General features: G+C 54.7%; 14 protein-coding genes. 11 read left to right on the top strand and 3 right to left on the bottom strand.

Annotated elements, in window-relative coordinates; all coding sequences use genetic code 11:
* Positions 1–81 precede the first annotated feature (81 nt).
* The 9 genes from FF011L_RS20740 (at position 82) to FF011L_RS20700 (ending at position 15,215) form a co-directional block, all read left to right on the top strand.
* Positions 82–2,943, top strand: coding sequence for a hypothetical protein (locus tag FF011L_RS20740; protein ID WP_145353892.1), 2,862 nt, complete (start codon positions 82–84; stop codon positions 2,941–2,943).
* Between the two features lie 301 nt (positions 2,944–3,244).
* Entirely contained in the window at positions 3,245–5,119 is a 1,875-nt protein-coding gene (locus FF011L_RS20735) for a sulfurtransferase (protein WP_246109546.1), read from the top strand.
* A gap of 181 nt (positions 5,120–5,300) precedes the next feature.
* Complete coding sequence (locus FF011L_RS20730) at positions 5,301–8,849, top strand: hypothetical protein (RefSeq protein WP_391560888.1); 3,549 nt, start codon at positions 5,301–5,303, stop codon at positions 8,847–8,849.
* A 51-nt stretch (positions 8,850–8,900) separates the two neighbouring features.
* A complete protein-coding gene (locus tag FF011L_RS20725; protein ID WP_145353888.1) occupies positions 8,901–10,352 on the top strand; it encodes a YihY/virulence factor BrkB family protein in 1,452 nt (483 codons plus the stop codon).
* A gap of 518 nt (positions 10,353–10,870) precedes the next feature.
* A complete protein-coding gene (locus FF011L_RS20720) occupies positions 10,871–11,188 on the top strand; it encodes an ArsR/SmtB family transcription factor (RefSeq protein ID WP_145353886.1) in 318 nt (105 codons plus the stop codon).
* 100 nt (positions 11,189–11,288) lie between these two features.
* On the top strand, positions 11,289–12,386 hold the full coding sequence (locus FF011L_RS20715) for a CobW-like GTP-binding protein (RefSeq protein WP_246109545.1): 1,098 nt from the start codon (positions 11,289–11,291) through the stop codon (positions 12,384–12,386).
* Positions 12,387–12,590: 204 nt separating this feature from the next.
* Positions 12,591–13,913 (top strand): L,D-transpeptidase family protein, encoded by a 1,323-nt coding sequence (locus FF011L_RS20710; protein WP_246109544.1) that lies wholly within the window; start codon positions 12,591–12,593, stop codon positions 13,911–13,913.
* A 34-nt stretch (positions 13,914–13,947) separates the two neighbouring features.
* A complete protein-coding gene (gene pyrE / locus FF011L_RS20705; RefSeq protein WP_145353884.1) occupies positions 13,948–14,508 on the top strand; it encodes an orotate phosphoribosyltransferase in 561 nt (186 codons plus the stop codon).
* Positions 14,509–14,516: 8 nt separating this feature from the next.
* The gene (locus tag FF011L_RS20700; RefSeq protein WP_145353882.1) at positions 14,517–15,215 is read left to right on the top strand and encodes a hypothetical protein; all 699 of its coding nucleotides are present in this window, start codon (positions 14,517–14,519) and stop codon (positions 15,213–15,215) included.
* Positions 15,216–15,402: 187 nt separating this feature from the next.
* Here FF011L_RS20700 and FF011L_RS20695 read toward each other — a convergent pair whose 3' ends face one another.
* The 3 genes from FF011L_RS20695 to FF011L_RS20685 are packed head-to-tail and all read right to left on the bottom strand — an operon-like array spanning position 15,403 to position 20,082.
* Positions 15,403–16,680: a condensation domain-containing protein gene (locus tag FF011L_RS20695; RefSeq protein ID WP_145353880.1), complete on the bottom strand. Its 1,278-nt coding sequence runs from the start codon at positions 16,678–16,680 to the stop codon at positions 15,403–15,405.
* Complete coding sequence (locus tag FF011L_RS20690; RefSeq protein ID WP_145353878.1) at positions 16,680–18,947, bottom strand: efflux RND transporter permease subunit; 2,268 nt, start codon at positions 18,945–18,947, stop codon at positions 16,680–16,682. Before FF011L_RS20690 ends, FF011L_RS20695 begins: the two co-directional genes overlap by 1 nt.
* Positions 18,937–20,082 carry an SDR family oxidoreductase gene (locus tag FF011L_RS20685; RefSeq protein WP_145353876.1) on the bottom strand — a complete coding sequence of 382 codons (1,146 nt, stop codon included), beginning with the start codon at positions 20,080–20,082 and terminating at the stop codon, positions 18,937–18,939. Before FF011L_RS20685 ends, FF011L_RS20690 begins: the two co-directional genes overlap by 11 nt.
* A gap of 397 nt (positions 20,083–20,479) precedes the next feature.
* On the opposite strand from FF011L_RS20685, the gene FF011L_RS26525 reads away from it, so the two are divergent.
* Positions 20,480–21,868 carry a YfgM family protein gene (locus FF011L_RS26525; protein ID WP_218932774.1) on the top strand — a complete coding sequence of 463 codons (1,389 nt, stop codon included), beginning with the start codon at positions 20,480–20,482 and terminating at the stop codon, positions 21,866–21,868.
* Positions 21,861–22,859 (top strand): RluA family pseudouridine synthase, encoded by a 999-nt coding sequence (locus tag FF011L_RS20675; RefSeq protein ID WP_246109543.1) that lies wholly within the window; start codon positions 21,861–21,863, stop codon positions 22,857–22,859. Before FF011L_RS26525 ends, FF011L_RS20675 begins: the two co-directional genes overlap by 8 nt.
* Positions 22,860–22,946 lie beyond the last annotated feature (87 nt).

Below are 22,946 nucleotides of genomic sequence, written 5' to 3'. Positions count from 1 at the left end.
AGAAGTCCGCGGGATTGCAGGGACCGATTCGGTTTCGTTTTACGTACTGGTGCCCCTTCTTTGGGGTGGAAGGTTAGTCGCATGAGTCTATCAGGCTTGAACCGAAAACAGAGTCGCTGTCGCAAGCTTCGGCGGTCGCTGGTTCAGTGGCCGTTATTGGTAGTGGCCGTTGTCAGCGTGGGAGCCACAGGCTGTCACCGTGCCTATTACCGTGAACAGGCCGATGCGGAAGCCTATGCGTTGATCGACGAAAAGGTCTGGCATAGCCGTCAGGAAAACGTTGGGAATCTAAATATCGAACCGGCTCGAGAAAGCCGTATGTTCGATCCGTTTGACCCTGACCGCCAGCCGATGCCGATCGATGATCCGGTGTCCCATCAATATATGGATTCGGTCGATGGCCGCAGGGGCTACCCGCTGTGGGACGCCAACGGAAAGACGAATGCTGCGGAGTCGCCCGATTGGTGGCAATACCTTCCGCTGGACGAGAATGGCGTGTTGGTGCTGGATAGCGATACGGCCGTCCGTTTGGCATTGCTGCATTCACCCGACTATCAACGCCAATTGGAACAGCTTTACCTGTCCGCCTTGGACGTCAGCAGCGAACGTTTCCGATTTGATACGCAGTTCTTCGGTGGGGCACAGACGTTCTACACCGCGGACGGTCCCGATCGTAATGGTTTGAATGGAGATAGCAGTTCGGCATTGCTGGTTGGCCCTTACAGCACCGGGCAGCGGCCCCTTGCGATGCAGCGATCGTTTGCAACCGGAGCCGATTTAGTGGTCGGGCTGGCAAATTCGATCGTTTGGGAGATGAGTGGTCCCAGTACACAAAGCGCCAATACAGTGCTTGATTTCGCACTTGTCCAACCGCTGCTAAGGGGAGCCGGTCGCGACCGAGTGATGGAGCGTCTGACGCTTTCCGAACGGCGTTTATTGGCGAACGTCCGGGCGATCGAACGCTATCGACGAAGTTTCTACCTGTCGATCACGACGGGGCGAAGCACCGAATCGACTGTGCAGCGAAGTGGTGGTGTATTCGGGGTCGGCCTGGGCGGATTCAGTGGGCTGGGGGGCGGGTTCGCCGGTCTGAGTGGCGGCGGGACGGCCGGATTTTCCACCGGCGGTGGAGTCGCTCAGGCGGGAGGCTTCATGGGGCTGCTTCAGGATCAGTTGCAGATCGAGAACCAGGAAGAGAATGTTGCTCGGCTGAGCGAAAACCTGGTCTTGTTGCAGGACACGTTGGTCGAATTGTTGACAACCATTCCCGCGGATGCGGAAGCGATTCCGCGGCAGCGATTGCAGGTCGCACAGGCTCAGCAAGCGTTGATCAGTGCTCAGACGCAGTTGTTGACGCGTCGGGCTGCCTATCAGTCATCGATCGATTCGTTCCTAGGCGATTTGGGGTTGCCACCTTATATCTGCACTCGAATCGAAGACCCTTCACTGAAACAGTTTGAATTGATCGATCGCGAGGTGCGGATGCGTCGCGAAGAACTGACGGAACTGCGTAGCACCGCTGGCCAGACCAATATTGCACTTCTCGAATTTGCCGATCAGGTAATTGATCCCGCGACGGGGACTCCGATTCGATCGGTTCGTTGGTCGCCGGAATTGGCCGAAGAGCTGCTTCAGTTGCGTGGCAAATTGGGCCCGCTAAACCGATTCCTCGACGAATTGGTGCAGCAAGACTTGCCGCGGATCGCCAAGGATATCGACCAATTGGAAGAAGCCTTGCCTGCACGGCGTGAGCATGTTGAACGATTGGAAAAGCAGTTCGAACAGCAACGGGAGGTTATCTGTGCGTTGTTGGGGTTGCCGAATCTGGATGCGAGCCTGTTCGATTTCGATCGAATTGCCGCACTCAGTGGTGAGCTGCGAGAGCAATACTCGATTCTTTCGGGACGCCTGGAAAAATATGACGCTCGGATCAATCAGCTGGAAGCTAGGCTGGGAGAACTGGCGGAAAAACCACCCGAAGGTCAAGGTTTAGAAGGCGAAAACGAGTTCGCACGGGTGATGCGAGACGACGTGGTTCTCGCTTCGCAGGACTTGCTGTCAGAGCTGTCCGATGACGTGTTGTCTCTGCAACTGATCCAGGCTCGTGCTCGGACCGAAAGTGTACAGCTGCCTGAGGTCGATCTGACGCCGCGTGAGGCTTTGGAAATCGCTCGACGCAATCGACGCGACTGGGCAAATGCTCGAGCCAGCTTGGTCGATTCGTGGCGGTTGATCGAATTCAACGCCGACGATTTGGAAAGTAACTTGGACATCACCTTCAGTGGCGATGTGCTGAATGCAAGCGATAACCCACTGGATTTGCAGTCCAGCACCGGACGCTTGCGAGTCGGGTTGCAGTGGGACGCTCCGCTGACTCGGTTGCAAGAACGGAATACTTATCGTCAGTCGTTGATTGAATTCAATCAGGCTCGCCGCTCTTACTACCAGTACGAAGATGGAATCTGGCAGTTGCTCCGAGGCCAGCTGAGGCAGTTGCAGTCCAATCAGTACAATTTCGAATTGTCGCGCCAAGCGGTTCGGATCGCTGCGGACCAGATCGGATTGAACGAAGACATTCGTCAGCTCCGCGAGGCTCGGGGACTTGCCAGTGGCCCGACGGCCGCTCGTGATACGATCTCGGCTCTGAACGATTTGCTGAACGCTCAGAACTCGCTGCTGAACGTGTGGGTCAATTACGAGGTCGTTCGGCGAAGCCTGGATTTGGATCTGGGGACGATGGAACTGACCGGAGAAGGATTGTGGATCGATCCGGGCGTCATGAATCGGAATACGGTGGGAGGTCAGTATTACATCGAGGATGAAGGAATGATCATCGATGCCGATCCGATCAATTTCGATGAAGAACTGGAGCTTGAATCCGGAATGATCGAATCGGTCGAGCGAATCGATCTGCCAGCACCGGTTCTCCAGCCGCTAGAGTAAGGCAGGCTGCCAGCCCGTTGTTCAAACGTAACACAGGCTGCTAGGTCTGTGAGAGGGAAAAAGGAAGTGTCAGCCTGTTTGCATCGAAGCCGCTGTTTGCATCGAAGCCGACCGCTCAATGCCATCGACTTTGGCATCTGCGGGCGGAGTTCCTAGCGGGGCGGCGCAAGCTGGCCGGCAAATTCCTTCTGTTTTCGATGCGATTGCCGAACGGCTCGCCCCGTTCCGCTAAGAAAGTAGACGGCATTGGCCGACCGCCTGCCAGACTGTGCGATATCGCTCTCATCCCTAGTCATTTGCGGTGCAAAATCGTAAATTGATTCCCTTTAAGGCGTTGGATCTTCGAGTCGTTGAAAAGAGTGTGATGATTTTAAATATTGCGGCCTATCAATTTGTGACTCTCGACCGACTGCCCGAGCGACGTGAGCAGATGCGGCAAAAATGTGCCGAGCTGGAGCTTCGGGGGACCGTGATGCTTAGCCCCGAGGGAATCAATTGTTTTCTCGCTGGGCCGGAACCAGCGATTCGACAGTGGTTGCAGTGGATCAGCGAATTTGAAGAATTTGCTGATATCGAGGTGAAGGAAAGCCTTAGCGAAACACAGCCGTTCAATCGGATGTTGGTTAAATTGAAGAAGGAAATCATCGCCTTCGGGGTGGATGGTATCGATCCGCGACAGCGGACTTCTCCAAAACTGACTGCTGAAGAATTGAAGCAGTGGCTGGACGAGGGGCGTGAAGTCACTCTGCTGGATGTGCGGAACGACTACGAGATCAAACTGGGAACTTTTGCAGATGCCCTGCCGATCGGAGTCGATCACTTTCGCCATTTTCCGGAAGCCGTCGATGCGTTGCCAGAGGAAATGAAGGAGAAACCGCTGGTGATGTTTTGCACCGGCGGCATTCGCTGTGAAAAAGCGGGCCCGTTGATGCAGGGAAAAGGGTTTGAACAGGTCTATCAACTGGATGGCGGGATCCTGAAATATTTTGAAACCTGCGGAGAATCGCACTACGACGGTGACTGCTTTGTGTTTGATGGACGTGTCGCGCTGGATCCACAGTTGCAGCCGACAAAAGCGGTCCAGTGTTTCGCATGCCAGTCGGTTTTGACCGAGCAGGAGCAGCAGGATCCTCGTTACGTTGCTAACGAATCATGCCCGTTTTGTTACCAAACGCCTGAACAGAAAATGCAGGCTCAGTTGGCAATCCGGCAAGCTCGTTTGTTGGAAGTCACGAATCCGTTGCCCGGTAGCACCCCCTACGATAATCGACGCCCGATCAATGTCCCCGAACGGTGTAGCGGATCCAGCTTGATCGATTGCCTTGTCGAAAACCATCCACATGTTTCGCATGCCGAGTGGGAACCTGTTTTCGCAGCCGGACACATTCGGTTAGGGGACCAACCGGTCGAGCCGACTCGAATCGTTTACGGTGGGGAATCCTATTGGCGATTGTTCCCAGATACGGTTGAGCCCGACGTCAGCGTTGACATTCGGTTTTTGTACGAAGACGAAGCTTTGGTGGCGGTCCATAAACCTGCCCCACTGCCGATGCATCCCTGTGGGCGATTCAATCGCAATACTCTGGGATCGATATTGAATCAAATCTACGCTCCGCAGGTGCTTCGTCCGGTGCACCGTTTGGATGCCAATACGACTGGCATCGTCGTCCTGGCTCGCTCCAGGAAATTTGCCTCCCTGTTGCATGCTCAGTTTCAAGAAGGGACGGTCGATAAGGTTTACCTGGTCCGTTGCCAGGGACATCCGCCGGAAGACCGGTTCGAAGTAAACGCGTCGATTGGGCGGCGAGCGAGTGCTGCGGGGGGACGTGAAGTCGATCCCGAGGGATTGCCAGCAAAGACTCTCTTCGAGGTTATTCGGCGTGATGACGATGGGACCGCCCTGTTGCAGGCACGGCCGGTGACCGGAAGAACCAATCAGATTCGTATTCACCTTTGGCATTTGAATATGCCGGTGGTCGGGGACCCTGTTTATTTGCCGGACCAGCAGCTAGGTAAGTCGCAAACGCTGTCGCTCACTCAGCCGCCGATGGCCCTGCATGCCTGGCAATTGACGTTCCGGTCCCCGGCGACGGAGCAGGATTTGACTTTGAAATCGGATCCGCCATTTAGTTTGGAACCTGGCAACGGGGAATTGGTGTCCGTTCAGGTCCGTTAGTGTTAGTGAGCGTCGCCTTGGGAGGAAGAGGCCTTGAGGCGAGGCAGGATCAAGGGTTTGTTGGTATGGCAGGGGAAGGTGGATGGGGGGAAATGTGCTACTCTAGGCTCGGTTTAGACGAGCGGGAGGAGCCTGGGAGCCCCTGATTTCGCTTGTCAAAAGAGATTACTTTTCGCGCTCGATGAATCATCTTATTAGGAGATCAGCAGCGATGCTTTCTGAGTATGACCAAGAGGAACTGCAGCGTACTTTGGGTTGGAACCGAACTGCCTGGACCGTCCCAAAGGAACGCGAGAATTTACTCAGTTACATCGCTTTGCAACTGGCTTCGGCCGGTTTGCTGCCCGATGATATAGGCGAATCGGGAGGAGCACTCGCTTCGTTCTCTCGCGGAATGTTAGAAAACCTGCGAGAAAAGAATCGCCTTCTAGCGGGCCATCGGGCTCCGGTGGACCAGCGTATTGAAACCTTTTTGAATACTTATTTCGAAGGTTTTGTCGCTGACCAACCGTTCACCCTCCCCTCGCGGACGCTCGCCTTGGACCGCCATGGGATGGCAAGGGAAATGAGCCTTCCTTCTCAGGCGGAACGTTTTGAAAGCGACTTGGTCCAGTCGACTCGGATTGCGAACGGGATCGTCAATAATCCTGTCCATGACCGCCGGACCAGTGCCGGAACTTTCCATGTGGTCGAAGGTGGCTTGCCCATTCCTGGTGACAAGCGGGCCGTTCCGAAAGAGACCTTTGTGGCGCTGTTCCAGGCGGCAATGAATCCGCCGAAGGAACTGCTGCGGTTGCCTTACACGTCGCAGTCTGCGAAGCCTGCTTATACCTGGGTTTCGTTGTTGCTGCGTCCGTTGGTCTGTCCGGAAGTTCCTGGCTTTTGCCGTAAGAAAACTCTCGAAACCCGGTTCTTTGCACCCGGTGGCTTGGTCAGCAATCTTGATTTTGTTGAATCGATTTTCGGCAACGCTGGGGATCCACTTGTTCCTGAGCATGATGCGGCTTTGGATGCCATGCACTGGAGTGGCCATACCGGATGCGTCATCTTGGCAACGCATTTGACAAGTTTGCGGAAGAAAGATCTGGGCCTGCCGCACATCAGCAAGGCGACCGAACGGCAGCGTCGCGACCGAATGTGCTGGGAATCGGCCGATGAATGTTACAACGACGGCAGTGCTTTTAAGTTGACCTGCCGAGATGAAGCGGGCGTGATGGTCACCTTGATCGCCGACAACTATTACGGCTACTGCAAGAAGGAAGTCAAAACCCAGATCAGCTACGCGGCCAACTTGATGGGCGGCGTGGAAGAAGAACACGCCGGAGGTGCCTTGGCGTTCGCGTCCTATTCGCTGGGGGATGAATTCCGCGTTAATAGCCGACGCTATAACGACGGGACATTCGCTTCGGTCGCCAAAGAGTATGCGGACTTCATCGACGTCCGCCCTGAAGGTTACGGGATCGATCGTCATTTTCCGACGTTGATTTATATCCCCGAAGATGCCATCGTTTCGCAGGCGGAACGTTGTGTGAAGTGGGTTGTGGGTGGGAAAGAGCAGCGGATCAAGCTTTCGCCTGATAACGTTTATATGGCTCCAAGCGGTTACCAGATCCGTCTTGAAAAACATCCCAACGCTCCCTCTTGGCGATTGGTCGGAACGGTTGGTGAGGGCATTCTGTGCCACAAACCATGCACGGTCAGCGGAGGTGGCAAAAGTGAAATCAGTAAGTCTCTTCGCGACTACATGCTATATGGGCCGATCTTTGTTACCGATCAGGTTAAGGATTTTGCCCAACTGGATGAACTGTTCCAGAAAGACTATCAGGATCGTTGGCGAAGCGATTACGCGAACAAACCGACCTACACCGAACGTAAAAGCCGCTCGCTGTTGGACCCTCGGCGAAGTGTCGGTAGTGTGATTCAGTTGCTGACGCCGACCCCCGAATTCAGTGACGAATACAACGCTTGGTTGGAATCGATTCCCGAACACATTTATGGTTTGGTGCTGATCATCAAACGATTTACCAAGCCGGGGATGGAAGGGAATTGGCGGGAGCATTTTGGCGTCGATATCGTCAATGGAACGTTGGGCCATCAACTGAAGATGGGACGCCGAGCGTTGGTCGGAACCTACCTTCGAGTCGGGCTGCATAATGGAAGTTGGCGAACGTTTAAACTGCGTCAGGATTTCATCGCAGCTGCCAAAGTTCAGTGCGAAGATGACATCAGCGCCAGTACCATTGTTCCCGCGGCCCGCATTGGGGATGTGGGGCAAGGCGTCGCCGCAGCTGGTAGTTACAAGTTTATCGAGAACTGTGAATTTCGATTGTTCCAGCGACCCGATGATGCGATCCATCGCGGACTGGATAAGCAGACCGAATTGGATCTTTCCCAGCAGGGGAATTTTATCAGCAACTTCGAACCGCTATCCGCGAAGGAAGTTGCCGAATTGGTCGAAGATGTGATCGAATTTGATGAATACACGCTTCCGATGCAGGAACTGCTGCAATCGGTCGCAGATGCAGGAGAAGGTTACGTTGTCAGTAGTGCTCATCCCCGGATCATGCCGGATGGACGGGTTTCTAAGAACCAACGTTATTTGCAGGATCGTCCGGATCTTGTCCAGGCCCGTGATACCTACATCGCCGAACGAGGCATGCGGCTGTTCCGTAAAACGCCAGCCGATCAAGCGGTGCGGCGGCCTGTCGGAGCGGTACTTGCTGGGCGGCGGAACAATCCGCCTGATCTGGAACAAGGTTTTCGCTCGCTGGCGGTTTACAATCCGCTGCATTATCAGGAACTCCCTGAATTGTGCATGGACTGGGTTTGCTCGCTGACCGGGAAAAGCCCCAGTACAACGGGTGCCGGTAGCGAAGGAGCCCTCACGAAAGGTCCTTTCAACGCGCTGGTTCCGACAGCTGATTTAAATGCTGCTTTGGTGGGAATGATCCTGACCGAGCTGGGCGGATTCAGTACCGCCGCGGGGCACGTTGGTCCCGATTTCGAAGTCGGGCACGATATCAGTCTGCTGATCCCTGAACTTTGGTGCCGGATGGGACCGGAGGAACGCGATCCGCAGGTCATGATCCAAAGCGGGATGTTAGAACCGATTCGCGATTTCGAGTATCAAGGGAAATTGATTCCTGCCAGCCGCTTGGGTTACCGGATCACGGAACGCTTTGTACGTCAGTACGGTGCCCGTATTTTTGACAACCCTGGAAAGGTCTTTGCCAATAAGATCTTGCGGCCCGAGCTTCAAGACCCTGACTCGTATGCCGATGGGATCTTGCATATCGCCGAAGCACAGGAACAAGTCGCTGAACGCTACTTGGCCGACGGAAGCGTCGATTCGGCTTGCCCCCCTTTGCAGGCCATTCTGCATATCATGGCAAATGGTGACTGGCATGGACACGACATCCGCAGTGATGTCGTCCGCCGGATGTTTACCAAGGAGTATCTACTGAAAAGCGATTGGTATCGCGAACGACTGAAAACCAAACAAGCACGCGATGTGGCCCGCTGGCGGCGGAGCGTTGCAAGTCTGCAGTCCTATAGCGAGAACGTGAATCGGGCCGATTCGATATTGGAATTGAAAATAGCCGAACGATTGCAGTACGCTCAGCAGCAGTTGAAACGTGTTGAGGAACCCGCGTTTGTAGAGGAATTGATCGGAACCATCGGTGCCGATCCAATGTGCTCGATCAAAGCGACTCCAGAAACCGAGGCTTGAGCCTTCAGCACCGGTACTGTTTAGTTGTCACGGAAGTGAGAGGTCGAGACGATGATTCAACGCGCCTCTCGCTATTTCTCCGATGTCGTTCGTCAGCCACGTGATGAACTGACGCGGCGGCAACGGCAATTGCGTTATCTGTCGGACCTTGCGGTCCACTGCTGGCGAGTCCTTCGGCGTCACCGCGCCGAAGGGATGGCCGCGGAATTGACTTATCGGACGATCTTTGCCCTGATCCCGCTGACCGTTCTCGGGTTGGTGATGTTCAACATCGTCGGGGGGATGGATGAGATCCGGGATCGAGTTGAAGAGCAACTGTACGGTTTTTTCGGGGTTCCGGATGTCTCTTACCGGACGGCCGAGAACCCTTTGGACGAAGCGACCGAACGACAAGCGGCCGACAGCATTCGTCTGGCGCTTAGCAATACGATCGATAAGGTGGCAAGCCTTGATTTTGCCAGTATCGGGTTGGTTGGTCTGGTGCTGTTTATTTATGCGGCGCTTGGTTTAACCAATGCCGTGGAGGGGATCTTTAATTCTATCTTCGAAGCGCAGGATTGGCGGCCTTGGCATCTGCGGCTAGCGATCCATTGGTCATTGATCACTCTCGGCACCAGCCTCTTATCGATCAGTTTGTATCTCAGCAACGAAGTGGTCGACTATGTCGCGGGGACGTCGGTAGGAGCTGGCTGGACCGCTTCGCTAAGCCATCTGGCAGCCGTCCTGGCCAGTTGGGGGATGCTGTTTCTGTTTTACTATCTGATGCCCAACGCAAAGGTTTCATGGCGGGCCGCGATTGTCGGCGCCTTGGTAGCCGCCTTGATGTGGGAAACGGCGAAGTACGGGTTCCAGGTCTACGTTCGTACCGCCCTCCCCTACTCTGCCCTTTACGGTTCGCTTGGCTTGATCCCGTTGTTTCTGTTTTGGGTTTACGTCACTTGGTGGATTGTCCTGTTTGGTCTGGTCTGGACCTATGCCCTGCAAACGTTGCACGGACGGGTGCCAACCAAAGCCGAAGACGAAGCGGTCAACGTGATCTCGGGAGACCCCGAATGGATGCTGCCGATCATGGTCGAAATCGGCAGAGCCTTCCAGGTAGGCGGCGAGTTGAATCGCGAGCAGCTGGTGCAGTTACTAGGGATCCCCGGACGCTCTATTCGTGATTTGTCCGAGGTCATGATCGAAGGAGGGCTGCTGCGTCAAAGTGACATCAAGTCAGGCGGAGGCTTACTGCCAGCGATGCCGCTAGACAAAATAACCGTCGCCGATGTGCTGCAGCTGAATCCCTATTCACGACACGGGCACAAGGAAGGGGCGATATGGGATTTCATGGACAAACTAGCGAAGACGCGACTCCCGCTGGCCACCCAAACCACAATCGCCGATCTGGTTAGCCAGTCATCGCAACCGCAGCCAGCGAACCAAGCAAAGCAACCAGGTGTTTCCAACATCGGTATCAAGAGCAAAAACAAAAGCAAGCAGCCACGCCGAAGGGACGCCTAAGAAAAACCCCAGGGCTCAACACGAAACGGAACACCCCCAAACTCCAGCCCTGTCCTCCTCCGTCCAGAGAGTTTTGAGCACCTCGAAGCGAAGATCCGAGTAAACCAGTTCTGCCAATTTCAGGTCTCGTTTTGTTGCCCGCTAATCACGCGAATAGCGCGAATGCTGCTCACGAAGAGATTTTTATATTCGCGTTATTGGCGTGATTCGCGGGCAAATCTTTCTTCTGGCTCCAGGCATGCTCCGGTGTTTTCAATGTGTCGGACTTCGTCGACAAGTTCGGTCATTTGCTGCGTCTCCGATGCTTGTTTTATTGCCCGCTAATCACGCTAATAGCGCGAATGCTGCTCACGAAGAGATTTTTTATTCGCGTTATTGGCGTGATTCGCGGGCAAATCTTTCTTCTGGCTTGCTTCTTGCTTGTTTGGTGGCAGACAAGTTGAAGTTCTTGGGGGATCGCTGCATACTTAGGTCTTCTGCTTCTCTGTCAAACCTTGTTCGTTGTGATTTCATTCGATATGGAAAACGAAGAAAAATGTGCCGCTTCGTTGAAGGCGGTTGCCGATCCACTGCGGATGCGAATTGTGCGAGCTCTGCAGTATGGGCCTCTTAGTGTCTCCGATCTGACTTTGCTGCTGGAACAAGAAATCGGCGTTGTCTCGCACCACTTGCGAGTCCTTTATCATGCCGATGTTGTGCAGACTCGGCGGGAAGGAAAGTTTATCTACTACTCGCTGAATGAAGAGATTCGCCCGAGTAAACGTCGTGGGAAACGGGGACTTCTTGATTTTGGCTGCTGCCAGTTGGATGTCGGCGAAAGTGAGCCGGTTGGATAGTTCGTGACTTGACGAACGATCTGACGTTCTTGAGAATGTTTGATATACTAGTGAGCTTGCTAGGTTTCTCGAATACTGTTTTTCACAAGGCGCACTGACGATGGCTTCTCCAATCCGCTTTATCATGGTCGGTGGTTTTTTGGGAGCTGGGAAAACGACGCTGATCAGTCAGTTGGCCAAGCGGTTTCTGGCCGAAGGCAAACACGTTTGTGTGGTCACCAACGACCAGGCAGCCGGCTTGGTCGATACCGAATTGCTGCGGAGCCAGGGCTTAGAAGTCAATGAAGTGGCGGGCTCCTGCTTTTGTTGCAACTTCCATGGTTTGACCGACGCGATTGAGGCTTTTGATAAGCAGCAACGCCCCGATGTCATTTTGGCGGAACCGGTTGGCAGTTGCACCGACCTGATCGCAACCATCGCGTTGCCGATGATGGAGCGACTGGGGGAGAAGTTTGTGCATAGCCCCTTCGCGGTTGTTTTGAAGCCAAGTCATGGGTTGAAGATCCTGACCGGGGATCGCAAAGGTGGGTTTTCAGAGAAAGCTGAATACATTTTTCGGAAACAGCTGGAAGAAGCCGAGCTGATTCTGATCAATCGCATCGATGAACTGCCTCGGGAGAAGGTTGAATTGCTGCAGGCGAAATTGGCCGAGCAATACCCGGATCGACCGGTGATCTGTCTATCGGCAAAAACTGGCGAAAACCTGGATCAACTGCAGGCCGCTTTGGCCGGTACGGCCAGCCCGCGAGCCTCCAGGATGGAAGTCGACTACGATGTCTATGCCGACGGCGAAGCTGAACTGGGGTGGCTGAACGCCACGGCGACTTTGGTCGCGGCGGTTGAAAAGAAATGTGATCAGGTCGCGGTTCATGTGGTCGATAGCCTGCGAGACCGATTGCTGGAATTGGATGCGGAACCCGCTCATCTGAAAATCCTCTGCACTTCGCAAAGTGGCGTCAGCGTCGCCAACCTGGTCAGTAGCGATACCCCGACGTCCCTTTCGGTTTCATCGGAAACGGGGGGGAAGGAGTTGTCGCTGATCGTGAATGCTCGAGTCCGTTTGGCACCTGACGCGTTGCAAGCAGCGGTCGAAGAAACCCTAAAAAGCCTAGCGGTAGGGCTTCAGGCGACCGTGACCATCGATTCGATCGAGAGTTTTCGCCCCGGGCGTCCCGAGCCGACTTTCCGGACCGAGTAGCTCTCTTTTTTCTCACGGCGAAGCCTCGTCATCGTGGGGGGGATCGTTTCCTTTTGAATTGCTATAGTCATGGGAGTGGAGTTTTCGGTACTTTCCTCGCGCGGCATGGAAGTACATGTTTTTAGTTGGGTTTCTCGATGACCGAGGAATCGCACGTGGAATAGTTACCGTTGAATCGGTCGCTACGGGTCAAGGAGGATCGCGGTGCAAACTTTCAAGACGGCAGTGATTGTTGTCCTAATGCTTACGGTGGTTTATGGGGCTTACGTCTCATTAACGACGCCTCCGGCTCAAGTGCCTGAGGAAATCGTCCGAATCATGGAGACCGATCCGGAATTCTCCGCCGATGGAGCAGACGCTCTGGCGTCACTGGGAATTAGCGAAGGGGCACCATCGGACATGATGGGCGCTCTTAGTATGAATCCTGGGGCTCCGGCCCCTAGTTCCTCTGCGTCGCCCGAAGACGCACAGGCTGGACCGTCCTTTGCAGCAATCCCGTCGGCACCGAATGAAAACTACGGTGGTGCCAGTGCGGAGAGCAGTAACGGCCCTTCCGCGACTCGTTTGCCGAAACCTCCCGCCAGCTCAACGCCTCCCAAAATCGCGATCGATGCAAACTACGATTCGACGGGTGAGGAGCCCTATCAGCTTCCTGATCCTCAGTCGCTGACGAACCAATTTACCGAAGAGCCCAATTTGCCGCCTAGCGATACTTCCGCCTCGGCCAGCAAAGATGCTGCGAATTCTTCTCCGGACGGATTCGCAATGCCGGATGCTGGATCCGTTGCGGATTCGGCTCCCCCTGCGGGGGCTGCGTCTGGGATTGGAAACATTGGCTTGATCAACGCGATCCTAGCCGCGGATCAACAGGTCGCGGCCGACCGCATGAAAGATGCACTCGCGACGCTTAGTGTTTTCTATGCGGCTCCAGATCTTACCGAGAGTGAACGCAAGCAGTTGCTCAGCCGGCTTGATCCCCTGGCAGGCGAAGTGATTTATTCTCGTTTGCATCTGCTGGAGCAGCCTTACCGGGTGGGGCAGAACGAGACTTTGATGGAAATCGCAGCGGAATTCCGTGTGCCGTGGCAATTGCTCGCCAATATCAACAACATCGAAGATCCAGTGGTGGTCTTGCCTGGGACCGAACTGAAAGTGGTCCGTGGCCCTTTCCGAGCCGAAGTCAATCTGGCTCAATCGGAAATGACTTTGATGCTCGGAGACCTGTACGCGGGGCGGTTCCCGATTGCCGCCGGACAGTCCCCTGCCCCCCAGCCGGGAACGTACACGATTCAGGACAAGCAAACTTCAAAGGCTTATATCGACCCAACCGGGGCCGCTGTCCCAGCTGGCGACCCTCGTAACCCGTTCGGCGACGTCTGGTTAGATCTGGGACGTCAAATGGTGATCCATGGATCCCCAGCGACTGGCGAAGCGGCAAAGAATGGTTGTATCGCATTGCGGGCGGCTGACGCAGAAGATGTCTATGGTATCCTTTCGCAAGGTTCCACGATCAGCATTCGTCGTTGATCGTCCGTCCCCTCCTTCGTTTTGACCGGACCTCATGAGCGCCTACGACGCCGCCGCACTGAAAGATTTGCTTGCCAGTGAGGCTTTGAAATTCGGTGAGTTCACGCTCGCCAGTGGAAAAACCGCTTCTTATTATCTCGATTGCCGTAATTTGACGCTGCACCCGAAAGGGGCCAATTTGGTCGCCGCCGGGATGCTGGCTCAAATGGAGGCGAACGGGCCACTCCCTCAGGCTGTTGGTGGGATGGCCATTGGTGCCGACCCTATCACCGCGTCCATTATCACCTTGGCGGGGCAACGTGACCTCCCACTGCGTGGTTTCATGGTCCGTAAAGAGGCCAAGGGACATGGCACCGGCCGGCAGGTGGAAGGGCCCGTGCAACCGGGGCAGAAAGTTGTGATTGTCGAAGACGTAATCACCAGCGGCGGCAGTGCGTTAAAGGCTGTTGATGCCGCTCGTGAATTCGGCCTGGAAGTTGTTGGCGTGATCGCAATTATCGATCGTCTAGCAGGCGGTGCAGAAGCTTTTGCCGCGCGAGGCCTCGAACTGCAAACGCTCTTTACGGTTCGTGATTTTGGTATCGAACCGGAATAAGTCCCCTCATGGAAACGTCTCTTCATCGTCAGCTGAAACAGTCTTATGCGCTGCACGCTGCCGATGTGGAAGTCACGTTGGGCCCCTATCGTATCGATGCGATCCGTGATGGCGAGCTGATCGAAATTCAGCATGGTTCGCTTGTTTCGATTCGAGACAAGATCGGCCAGTTGCTGCAGACTCACTCGGTGCGAGTGGTTAAACCGATCATTTATCGCAAGCGAATCGTCAAACAAAAAACCGCTGACGGAAAGGTTCTTAGTCGGCGGTTTAGTCCGTCGCGCGGAACGGTTTTGGAAATCTTTGATGAACTGATCTATTTCACAAAGGTATTCCCGCACCCGCAGTTGATTTTGGAAGTCCCGCTGGTCGAAGTCGAAGAATGGCGATTGCCACCAAAAGCAAACCGCCGTCGACGACGCAAGGCAACATTCCGAGTCAAGGATGTCGTGCTGACGGGCATCGAATCCACTCATCAGATCGTCGATAGTTTTCAGTTGCTTGACCTGCTGGGAATCGATTTTCAACAGGTGCCCGACCCGTTCAACACCGAGGATCTTGCCAAGGCCCTCGATGTGAAACGCTGGATCGCTCAGCGGATCGCCTATGTACTGCGTGAAACCGCTGCGATTAAGGAAGTCGGTAAAACGGGCAATACGTTTCTGTACACCTGCATGCCAGCCGACGAAGATCACGCAGCAGCATAGGCTTGCAAAGATCCTGTTCGAGTGACCGCTTCGCAGTGCGGCACCTGCCGTCCGGCAGTAACTCCGAAGCCTCGTACATTTGCCGATCGGTTCGCCGCAATCCGCAAAAGAATGCATCTGCTAAGTGCTAGTTTCGGAGGCTTCGGGATCTTTCCCCCCTCCTGCCCTGCTTGGTTGCAGCTGGATTTTAGCGGTCGCTCACTAGGACGTCTGCGATTTGATTGGGGAATTCGGCGAACAATGCTTCGATATCGTTGTCCGAAAAGAGTTTCCCATTAAAGCGTAGCGTTAACAGGATCTGTCCATTTGTTTCGCTTGCCGACATCGCCAGGTTGGTCTTGGGCCGAAGGGGAACGAGGACATCGTGACCCTGAAGTTTCGCGGAATCAAACGACACTCCGTCATGGTCCGACGCACTATGCCCGAGGTTGGTTAGGACGGCGGTCGTTTCCGTTTTGGGAGAGCGGAGAAACAGGCTGAGGAATTTGCCGCGTCCAAGGCATGCGAGTTTTAAGAACAGGCTCATCGAGTGTGCCATCTGCTTCGATTTGATTTCGTGCATCTCGCGTGCAACGCTGGAAAGCAGATTTGGTTTTTTCGTTTGTGATACCGAGCGGTCAAGGAAAACCATACTGACCAAGTTGCAGAATCCGAGGTGGGATTTTGGTCGGAAAGAAACGGGAACGGCAAGCCGAATGGTGCCGCGTTGTAGTCGATTGGCAATCGATCGGAGCAGCGCTGAAATCAAGACGTCGTTGACCTGAATTCCTTTCTGGCGACATCGCAAGCGAATGTCGTGTACCGATTCCGCCGATAGGATCAACGATCGACTGTGGATTTCGCGTTCGTCGCGTTCGCCAGCGGTTCCCTTGGCTTGGCGGGGCCAGCGATGCAAATAGGCAGCGATCCGTTTGCTGTCCGAGGGCAGTCTGCCCAGACGCTGCGACGTGGTTAACCCCAGGTGAAGTCGGTAATCGAAATCCTCTCGGTCCGTTTCTGACGCGGTTCGCGCTTCATAGGCGGCCGATATTTGTGCCATCAGCCTGACCGCACCGATCCCGTCGCTGAGGGCATGATGGAAGGTGATGACGACCAAGACGCCCGTTGCCTGATTGGGGGACTGGGAGGGGAATCCTAATTCTTGCAGCGGTCCCTCGCGAACCGAAATCCGGACGCGAAAATCATCGGAAGCCAAATGATCGAAGGCGATCGGCACCGTCGAATCATGCCAGTCGATTTGTTGTGTGGGATCAAACGGGATGGGAGTCCAGTGGGAGCCGGTTAGTTTCGTAGCGAGGAGTGGTTGGCGGGTGGCAACCGCCAAAACCGCTTGGCTAAATCGATCTTGGTCAAACGATCCGGAAAACCAAAAACGCGAAAAGCAGGTCATGCTGTGGAGCGAGCCATGGTCAACGGCCATGTAACGCTCCCATGCGGCGATTCGCAGTCGGCGTTGGGGGCTCATTAGGAATTGCCCTCCGTGGGAGGCAGCTTTCGCCAACGTTTGGTTCCGCTCACAAGCAAGGCAGGCAGGAGGAGCAGGTCGCCGACAATCGCCGCGACCAGCATGGCGACCATCAGTAACGCAAATTTGCGAGTCGGAATGAATTCGACGGGAGCAAATACAAGCATCGCCGATGCGCAGATCAATGTTGTTTGTAGCATCGCCTTGGTGCATCGCGCAAACGTGAATTCAATCGCTTCCGTTAGGTTCAGCCCACGCTGCTGGCCGCGCGCAAACCAGGTGATGAAGTGGAGCGTGTCGTCGACGGCGATCCCCATTGCCACACTAGCGGTTAGCACGCAGGCAATGTCCAGATCGATCCCCAGCCATCCCAGTGCTCCAAAGACGATAACCGCGGGGGCGACGTTGGGGACCATCGATATCAATCCTTCGCGGATATTACCCAACGCAAAAATCATGATCGGAGTGATGATGGTAAGCGCTAACAGAAAACTTTTGGTAAGGTCGCTTAGCAATAACTTCTGAGCTTCATGCAGAACCGGTGACAGCCCGGTGATCGTGATCTGCTTTTTCTCCTTTGGAAAGGTTCGTTCGGCCATCGCAAAAACGACTTCGGAAACCTTGTCGGTTAGGTCGCCGTAATCGAGTGCATGGACGGCGGGGACCTTGGCGGTCACTCGCCAGTGCTCGCCACTTGCGTCTCGGGCGATCACTCCTTCTTGAACAAGGACTGGTATCGTTGATTCAAGCGTTTCTCGCATCGCGGTCCGTCGCATCGTGTTCCTCAGTCCACCTGCGGGGGGAATGGAGGGAAGAAAGGAGAGTGCGGAGTAGACGCCGCCCACTTCTTCGACACTTAAAATCGCTTGATGGATTTTCCAGACACGTTCGGCGCGTTGGATTGGATCGGTGTCATCGTCGTCAGGGAAATGAAGAAGAACCTCCACCGAAATCAGCGGGCCGATGTGCTTTTCGATCCACTCATAGTTCTGAATGATCTCACTTTTCTCTTCAAACATGCTTTCCAGTTTGACCGAGGATCGGAGATGCGACATTCCCAGAAGTGAGACGATGAAAACAAGGGCACCCGCCCAGCAGATCGGTTTCGCGTGGCGAATGATCTGCTCGGAAAGAAAACGTCCAAATTGAGTGAAACGCTCGCCGGTCGTATTGGCCGCGGTGGGCTGGGGATTCGAATCGGTGTCAGCTATCGCAGGGGATTTGTCCAGCAGCGAAACCAAGGCAGGGAAGGAAATGAACAGGACGGCGGTGGACCACAGCAGCCCAAGTGATGCGAAAAAACCAAAGTCGCTAACGGGTTTTAGGTCGCTGATCATCAACGAAAAGAAACCGATGGCCGTTGTGGTTGAAGCCAGAATACAGGGTACCCAGGCGACTTTGATCGCTTCGATACTTGCCCTCGGGTTTTGGGCGCCGCCCGCTTTCTGGTAGTAGTTGATCAGATGGATCGCAGCAGAAACGGTCAACATGAACAGCATGGTCGGCAGCACGGACAGGATCGCATTTAACTGCCCGCCGCAGAAATAGATAAACGCAACGCCACTGACTTGGCAGTAGCTTGCGATCGCCAGCACGATCAGCGTCAGTTGCAGGTTCCGGATGCATAGGTAAGCGACCAGGATGGCGGCAAGCGATGACGGGATCACAAAGTACTTGATCGACCTGGCACTTGTTTCGTCGATATAAACGGCTTCGTAGGCATTTCCCCCGATCCGCAGTTCATCACGTTCGAGTCCAGTGGCTTGCATCGCGGTATCGATGACCGTCTGGACAACGTGCTGTTGTTCGTCGGTTGTGCAGTCTTTTAGATAGATGATCGCAAGGGCTTGTTCATCGGGGCCGACAAACACTCCTCGCAAGCGGAGCAGCGTCGACCGCCGCGAGAGCTTGGCGGGGCCCTCGGTCATCTGCGTGACCACTTCCGCCGACGTGATGATTCGACGGATTGCCAGTTGGGGATCCGAATCGACCTTGGCCTGCAGTTGGTCTGCGAAGTCTGTTAGCCGTCCGTCATTCAGTCGGCAATCTTCCCAGGAGACCGCGACGAAAACATCCGTGTGGAATTGTTTTAGGAATTTGGCGTACCGTACTTGTTCCTCGCCGCCGGATGGTAACCAGTTTTCAATCGATGCCGTACTGCTCTCGATTCGCCCGAGTGCTATTACAAATAGCGGGAGGAGAGCTGCAAGGATTGTGATTCCAATCTTTGATACCAGCGACTGCAGATGAGACGACTTAGCCGCCATTGCTTCCGGCTCCGACGGTCCCGCGTCGGCGTCGTCCAAATTGAGAGCGAACGGCGTAGTCGATCAGGCGGACCATGCAGTCTTGATCGACCTCGGGTTCATCGAATGAAAAACCAACCGCGTCGGTGTTGGCGCGATCGTAGACCGGTTCTTCGGAAAAGTACTCGCGGTAGTCTTTTAGGAATTCATAGAAAAGGATTTCTTCCCCAACCAAATTGTTTGAATCAAGCAGGTCTTGCCCGGAGAATTGGACTCCGTCAAATGCGAAGTACTGCTGCAGTGCCAACTGAATGTTTCGCGAAGTCGTTGGATTGGACGGGGTCAGATGGAATGTTTTGCCCCAGCACTCTTGGTTTTCCAGGATCGCGACCATGGCTTGGGTAACCCAGTCCACGGGAATCACGTGCCTCCGTTCGTTTCCGCTCATCGCTAGGCGAACATTCAATTGCCATCGTCCGTCGTTGTCTTTTTTGGCAGTTCGGGCAAGCGCCCATGTGAACTGAGCAAATCGGTAGAACGTATGATAGACGTTTGTGTGTCCAGACGCGGAGTGGCCAACCACGATCCCGGGGCGAATCACCGTGGTTTGGTCAGGAATCGATGATTCTCGGATGGTCCGTTCGGCTTCGTACTTGGAATGTTCGTATTCGTTTCGGAAGGACTGGCCGCAAATGAGTTCGTCTTCGTAAATGGTCTGGTCGCGGTCGCCACTGACGTAGGCGGTCGAGACAAACACCAGGTGCTCTAGGTTTGTGTCTCTGCATACCTCCAACGCCCGTTTGGCACTGGTCAGATTGTTGCTCATGATTTCGCCTTCATTACGACTTTTGAAAGCGACGCTGGCGGCGTTGTGGACTAGCGTCCGGCAGTGATCCTTTACCCACTGCCGGTCGGTTTGTGAGAGTCCGAAGTCTTCTTGGGATGTGTCACCCGTCAAGCAAACCGGTGCTGGCAAATCCAAGCCGAGTCTCAGATTCCAGTCGTCGATCAGTTTTGCCACACGCTCGGCGCCCGCTCGTCCCCGTTTGTCTCGGACCAAGACAGCCACGGGCTGTTGGCGAAGAAGCAGGTCTTTGAGGAGGTAATTTCCGATATGGCCTGTCGCACCTGTTAGGAATAGGTAGTCTGGGGTCATCAGGCAGTCTTTTTAGTGTCCAGGGGGGCTATCTTACCTAGTCGGATGGTTGGATTGAGCATAGTCGCCCCCCCCTACAACACAAGTCTCGCATCGCTCGAATGTTGTCCGTCTGTGCAGTTTTTGGAGCCGCCAACGGGAGGGGGGAGGGGCTGCCGAGAGGTTGAAAACGCAAACCTTGTAACGGAAAGGGAGGCCCTTGATCGCGATCGCCCAACGAAAAAACTCTCTTTACAAGGCACTATTGACGCTAAAACAGGCCGATTTCTATACTGACCAGCTTCCCGGAGGTCGATCCACGTCTTTTTTTGGGGCGTGAGCGACCGATCCCCTAATTCCTCGAGCGTTGAACGGTTTGCGCCGGCTCACTGCGCTTACCGCTGATGGACCAGTAATTATGAATAGCGAACGTCGGCATGAACTGCAAAAGAACGAACTCGCCGATGCCCTAGGAGGGTACTGGAAAAAGGTCGAACCTTATGCTCCGGCTATCCTGACAGGCGTGATCGCTGTGGTGGTTGCCGCTTTGACGATCGGTTACCTGCAAAGTCGTTCGGCTAATCAACGCAGCGACGCGACGCTGACCTACCTGATTCATTCCGGACAAGCGAATACCGAATCGCTTGCCAATGTCGCCTTGAACTATCCCGGAACGCAGGCGGCTTCGCTGGCACTTCTGGCAAAAGCGGACATTGAACTGGCCGAAGGCTCTGAAGGAATGTTTACCGTGCGTAAACAGTCCGTTGCCCAGCTTGAGCAGGCCGTCGAAGATTACCGACAGGTGCTCGGTCAGGTTGAAGATACCCTGCTCCGTTCGCGTGCATCCTTGGGATTGGCGAGAAGTTTGGAAGCACTGGGCGATGTTGAGGGAGCCCTTGCTGCCTACGAGCAAGTGGTTGCTGCGGATGAGTCGGCTGCGATGGTGAAGGCCGCTGAGCAGCGAATCGCCAGTTTGAATCGACCAGAGACGGTTGAATTTCTGACCTGGTTCGGAGAGCAAGATCCCGAAACCACGGCTCCTGCAGAAACGCCCGGGATGCCCGATTCCGCAACGCTTCCAGATGCTCCTGACATGGAGATTCCGGAAAACTTTGCCGTTGAACCGCCAGCAAATGAAAAGCCCGCCGTTGAAGAGATGAACAAAGAAGAAGCGGCAGCTGCTGAAAAGGCTGCTCAGGAAAAAGAAGCGGCTGATATGAAGGCTGCCGAAGAAAAAGCGGCTGCTGAGAAAGCTGCTGAAGAAAAGAAAGCAGCTGAGATGAAGGCTGCCGAAGAAAAGAAAGCGGCTGAGATGAAGGCCGTCGAAGAAAAAGCGGCTGCTGACAAGGCTGCCGAAGAAAAGAAAGCGGCTGAGATGAAGGCTGCCGAGGAAAAAGCGGCTGCTGAGAAAGCTGCTGAAGAAAAGAAAGCGGCTGAGATGAAGGCTGCCGAGGAAAAAGCGGCTGCTGAGAAAGCTGCTGAAGAAAAGAAAGCGGCTGAGATGAAGGCTGCCGAGGAAAAAGCGGCTGCTGAGAAAGCTGCTGAAGAAAAGAAAGCGGCTGAGATGAAGGCTGCCGAGGAAAAAGCGGCTGCTGAGAAAGCTGCTGAAGAAAAGAAAGCAGCTGAGATGAAGGCTGCTGAGGAAAAAGCGGCTGCTGACAAGGCCGCTGCCGAAAAGAAGGCTGCCGAAGAAAAAGCGGCAGCTGAGAAGGCCGCCGCTGAGAAGAAAGCGGCCGATGCAAAGCCGGCAGAAGACGCACCGGAGGGGACTGGCGAAACGGAATTGGCTCCCGCAACAGGTGAGTAGTGCCGACGGATCCGGGGCTGGGCCTCGCGAGTTTATTGTGCCGGAATCGGTGCATGGGACTCGAATCGATATCTTTTTGACCGCTGCCATCGATGGTTACAGCCGTGAGCAGTTGCGGAAGGCTGTGCATGGTGGAGCGGCTCAGGTGGATGGACGCGTCGTCCGGCCGAGTTTTAAGGTCCGTGCGGGGCAACGAGTCGAATTTGTGGTGCCGCCACCGGCGCCAGATGGTTCGATTCCTGAAAACATTCCCATCAATATCCTGTATGAGGATGATGGGATGGTGGTCGTCGATAAGCCAGCTGGAATGGTTGTGCATCCAGCTCGAGGAAATTGGTCGGGGACGCTGACCAGTGCCCTCGCCTATCACTTTCAGTCGCTGTCAGACATCGGCGGGCCAGCGCGACCAGGGATTGTGCATCGTTTGGATCGAGATACCACTGGGGTCATCTTGGTGGCAAAAACGAACGCCGTGCACATCCATTTGGCTGAACAGTTTGCCGCTCGCACGGTCGAGAAAGAGTACTTGGCATTGACGGCGGGCAGGATCGACAGAGATCGCGATCGGATCGAAGCCGCCATCGGTCGGCATCCTTTCCAGCGTGACAAAATGGCGATTCGAGAGAATCATGTCACCAGTAAGCCGGCGTCGACCTTTTACGAAGTCATTGATCGGTTTGCGACGGGGACTTATGTGCGCTGCCGTCCAAAGACAGGCCGGACCCACCAGATTCGTGTTCATTTAGACCACATCGGTACACCGGTCCTGTGCGATAAATTGTACGGTGGGCATGCCACGTTGACTCGAAATCAGTTGCTGAAATTGCGGCGCGAGACCGATGAGACGGTCGTTCTGGAACGGCAGGCATTGCATGCTTATCGTTTGACGATCCAGCATCCGCAGTCCAACAAGCCGATGACTTTTGAGGCTCCATTGCATGACGATATGCAAACCTGTCTAGATTTATTGCAGGCTGCAAACGAATCTTAGGTCTGCGAGTCACCGAAAAAATATCTCGCCCGCTTCTAGAAGGGTTGAGGTTTTGCTGTGATTCGGTTGCAATGGAAGTTGATTTCC

The organism is Roseimaritima multifibrata, assembly GCF_007741495.1.
GTDB classification, from domain to species: domain Bacteria; phylum Planctomycetota; class Planctomycetia; order Pirellulales; family Pirellulaceae; genus Roseimaritima; species Roseimaritima multifibrata.
Note: the sequence above shows the minus strand (reverse complement) of the source record. Positions and strands in the feature narration are given on the sequence as shown.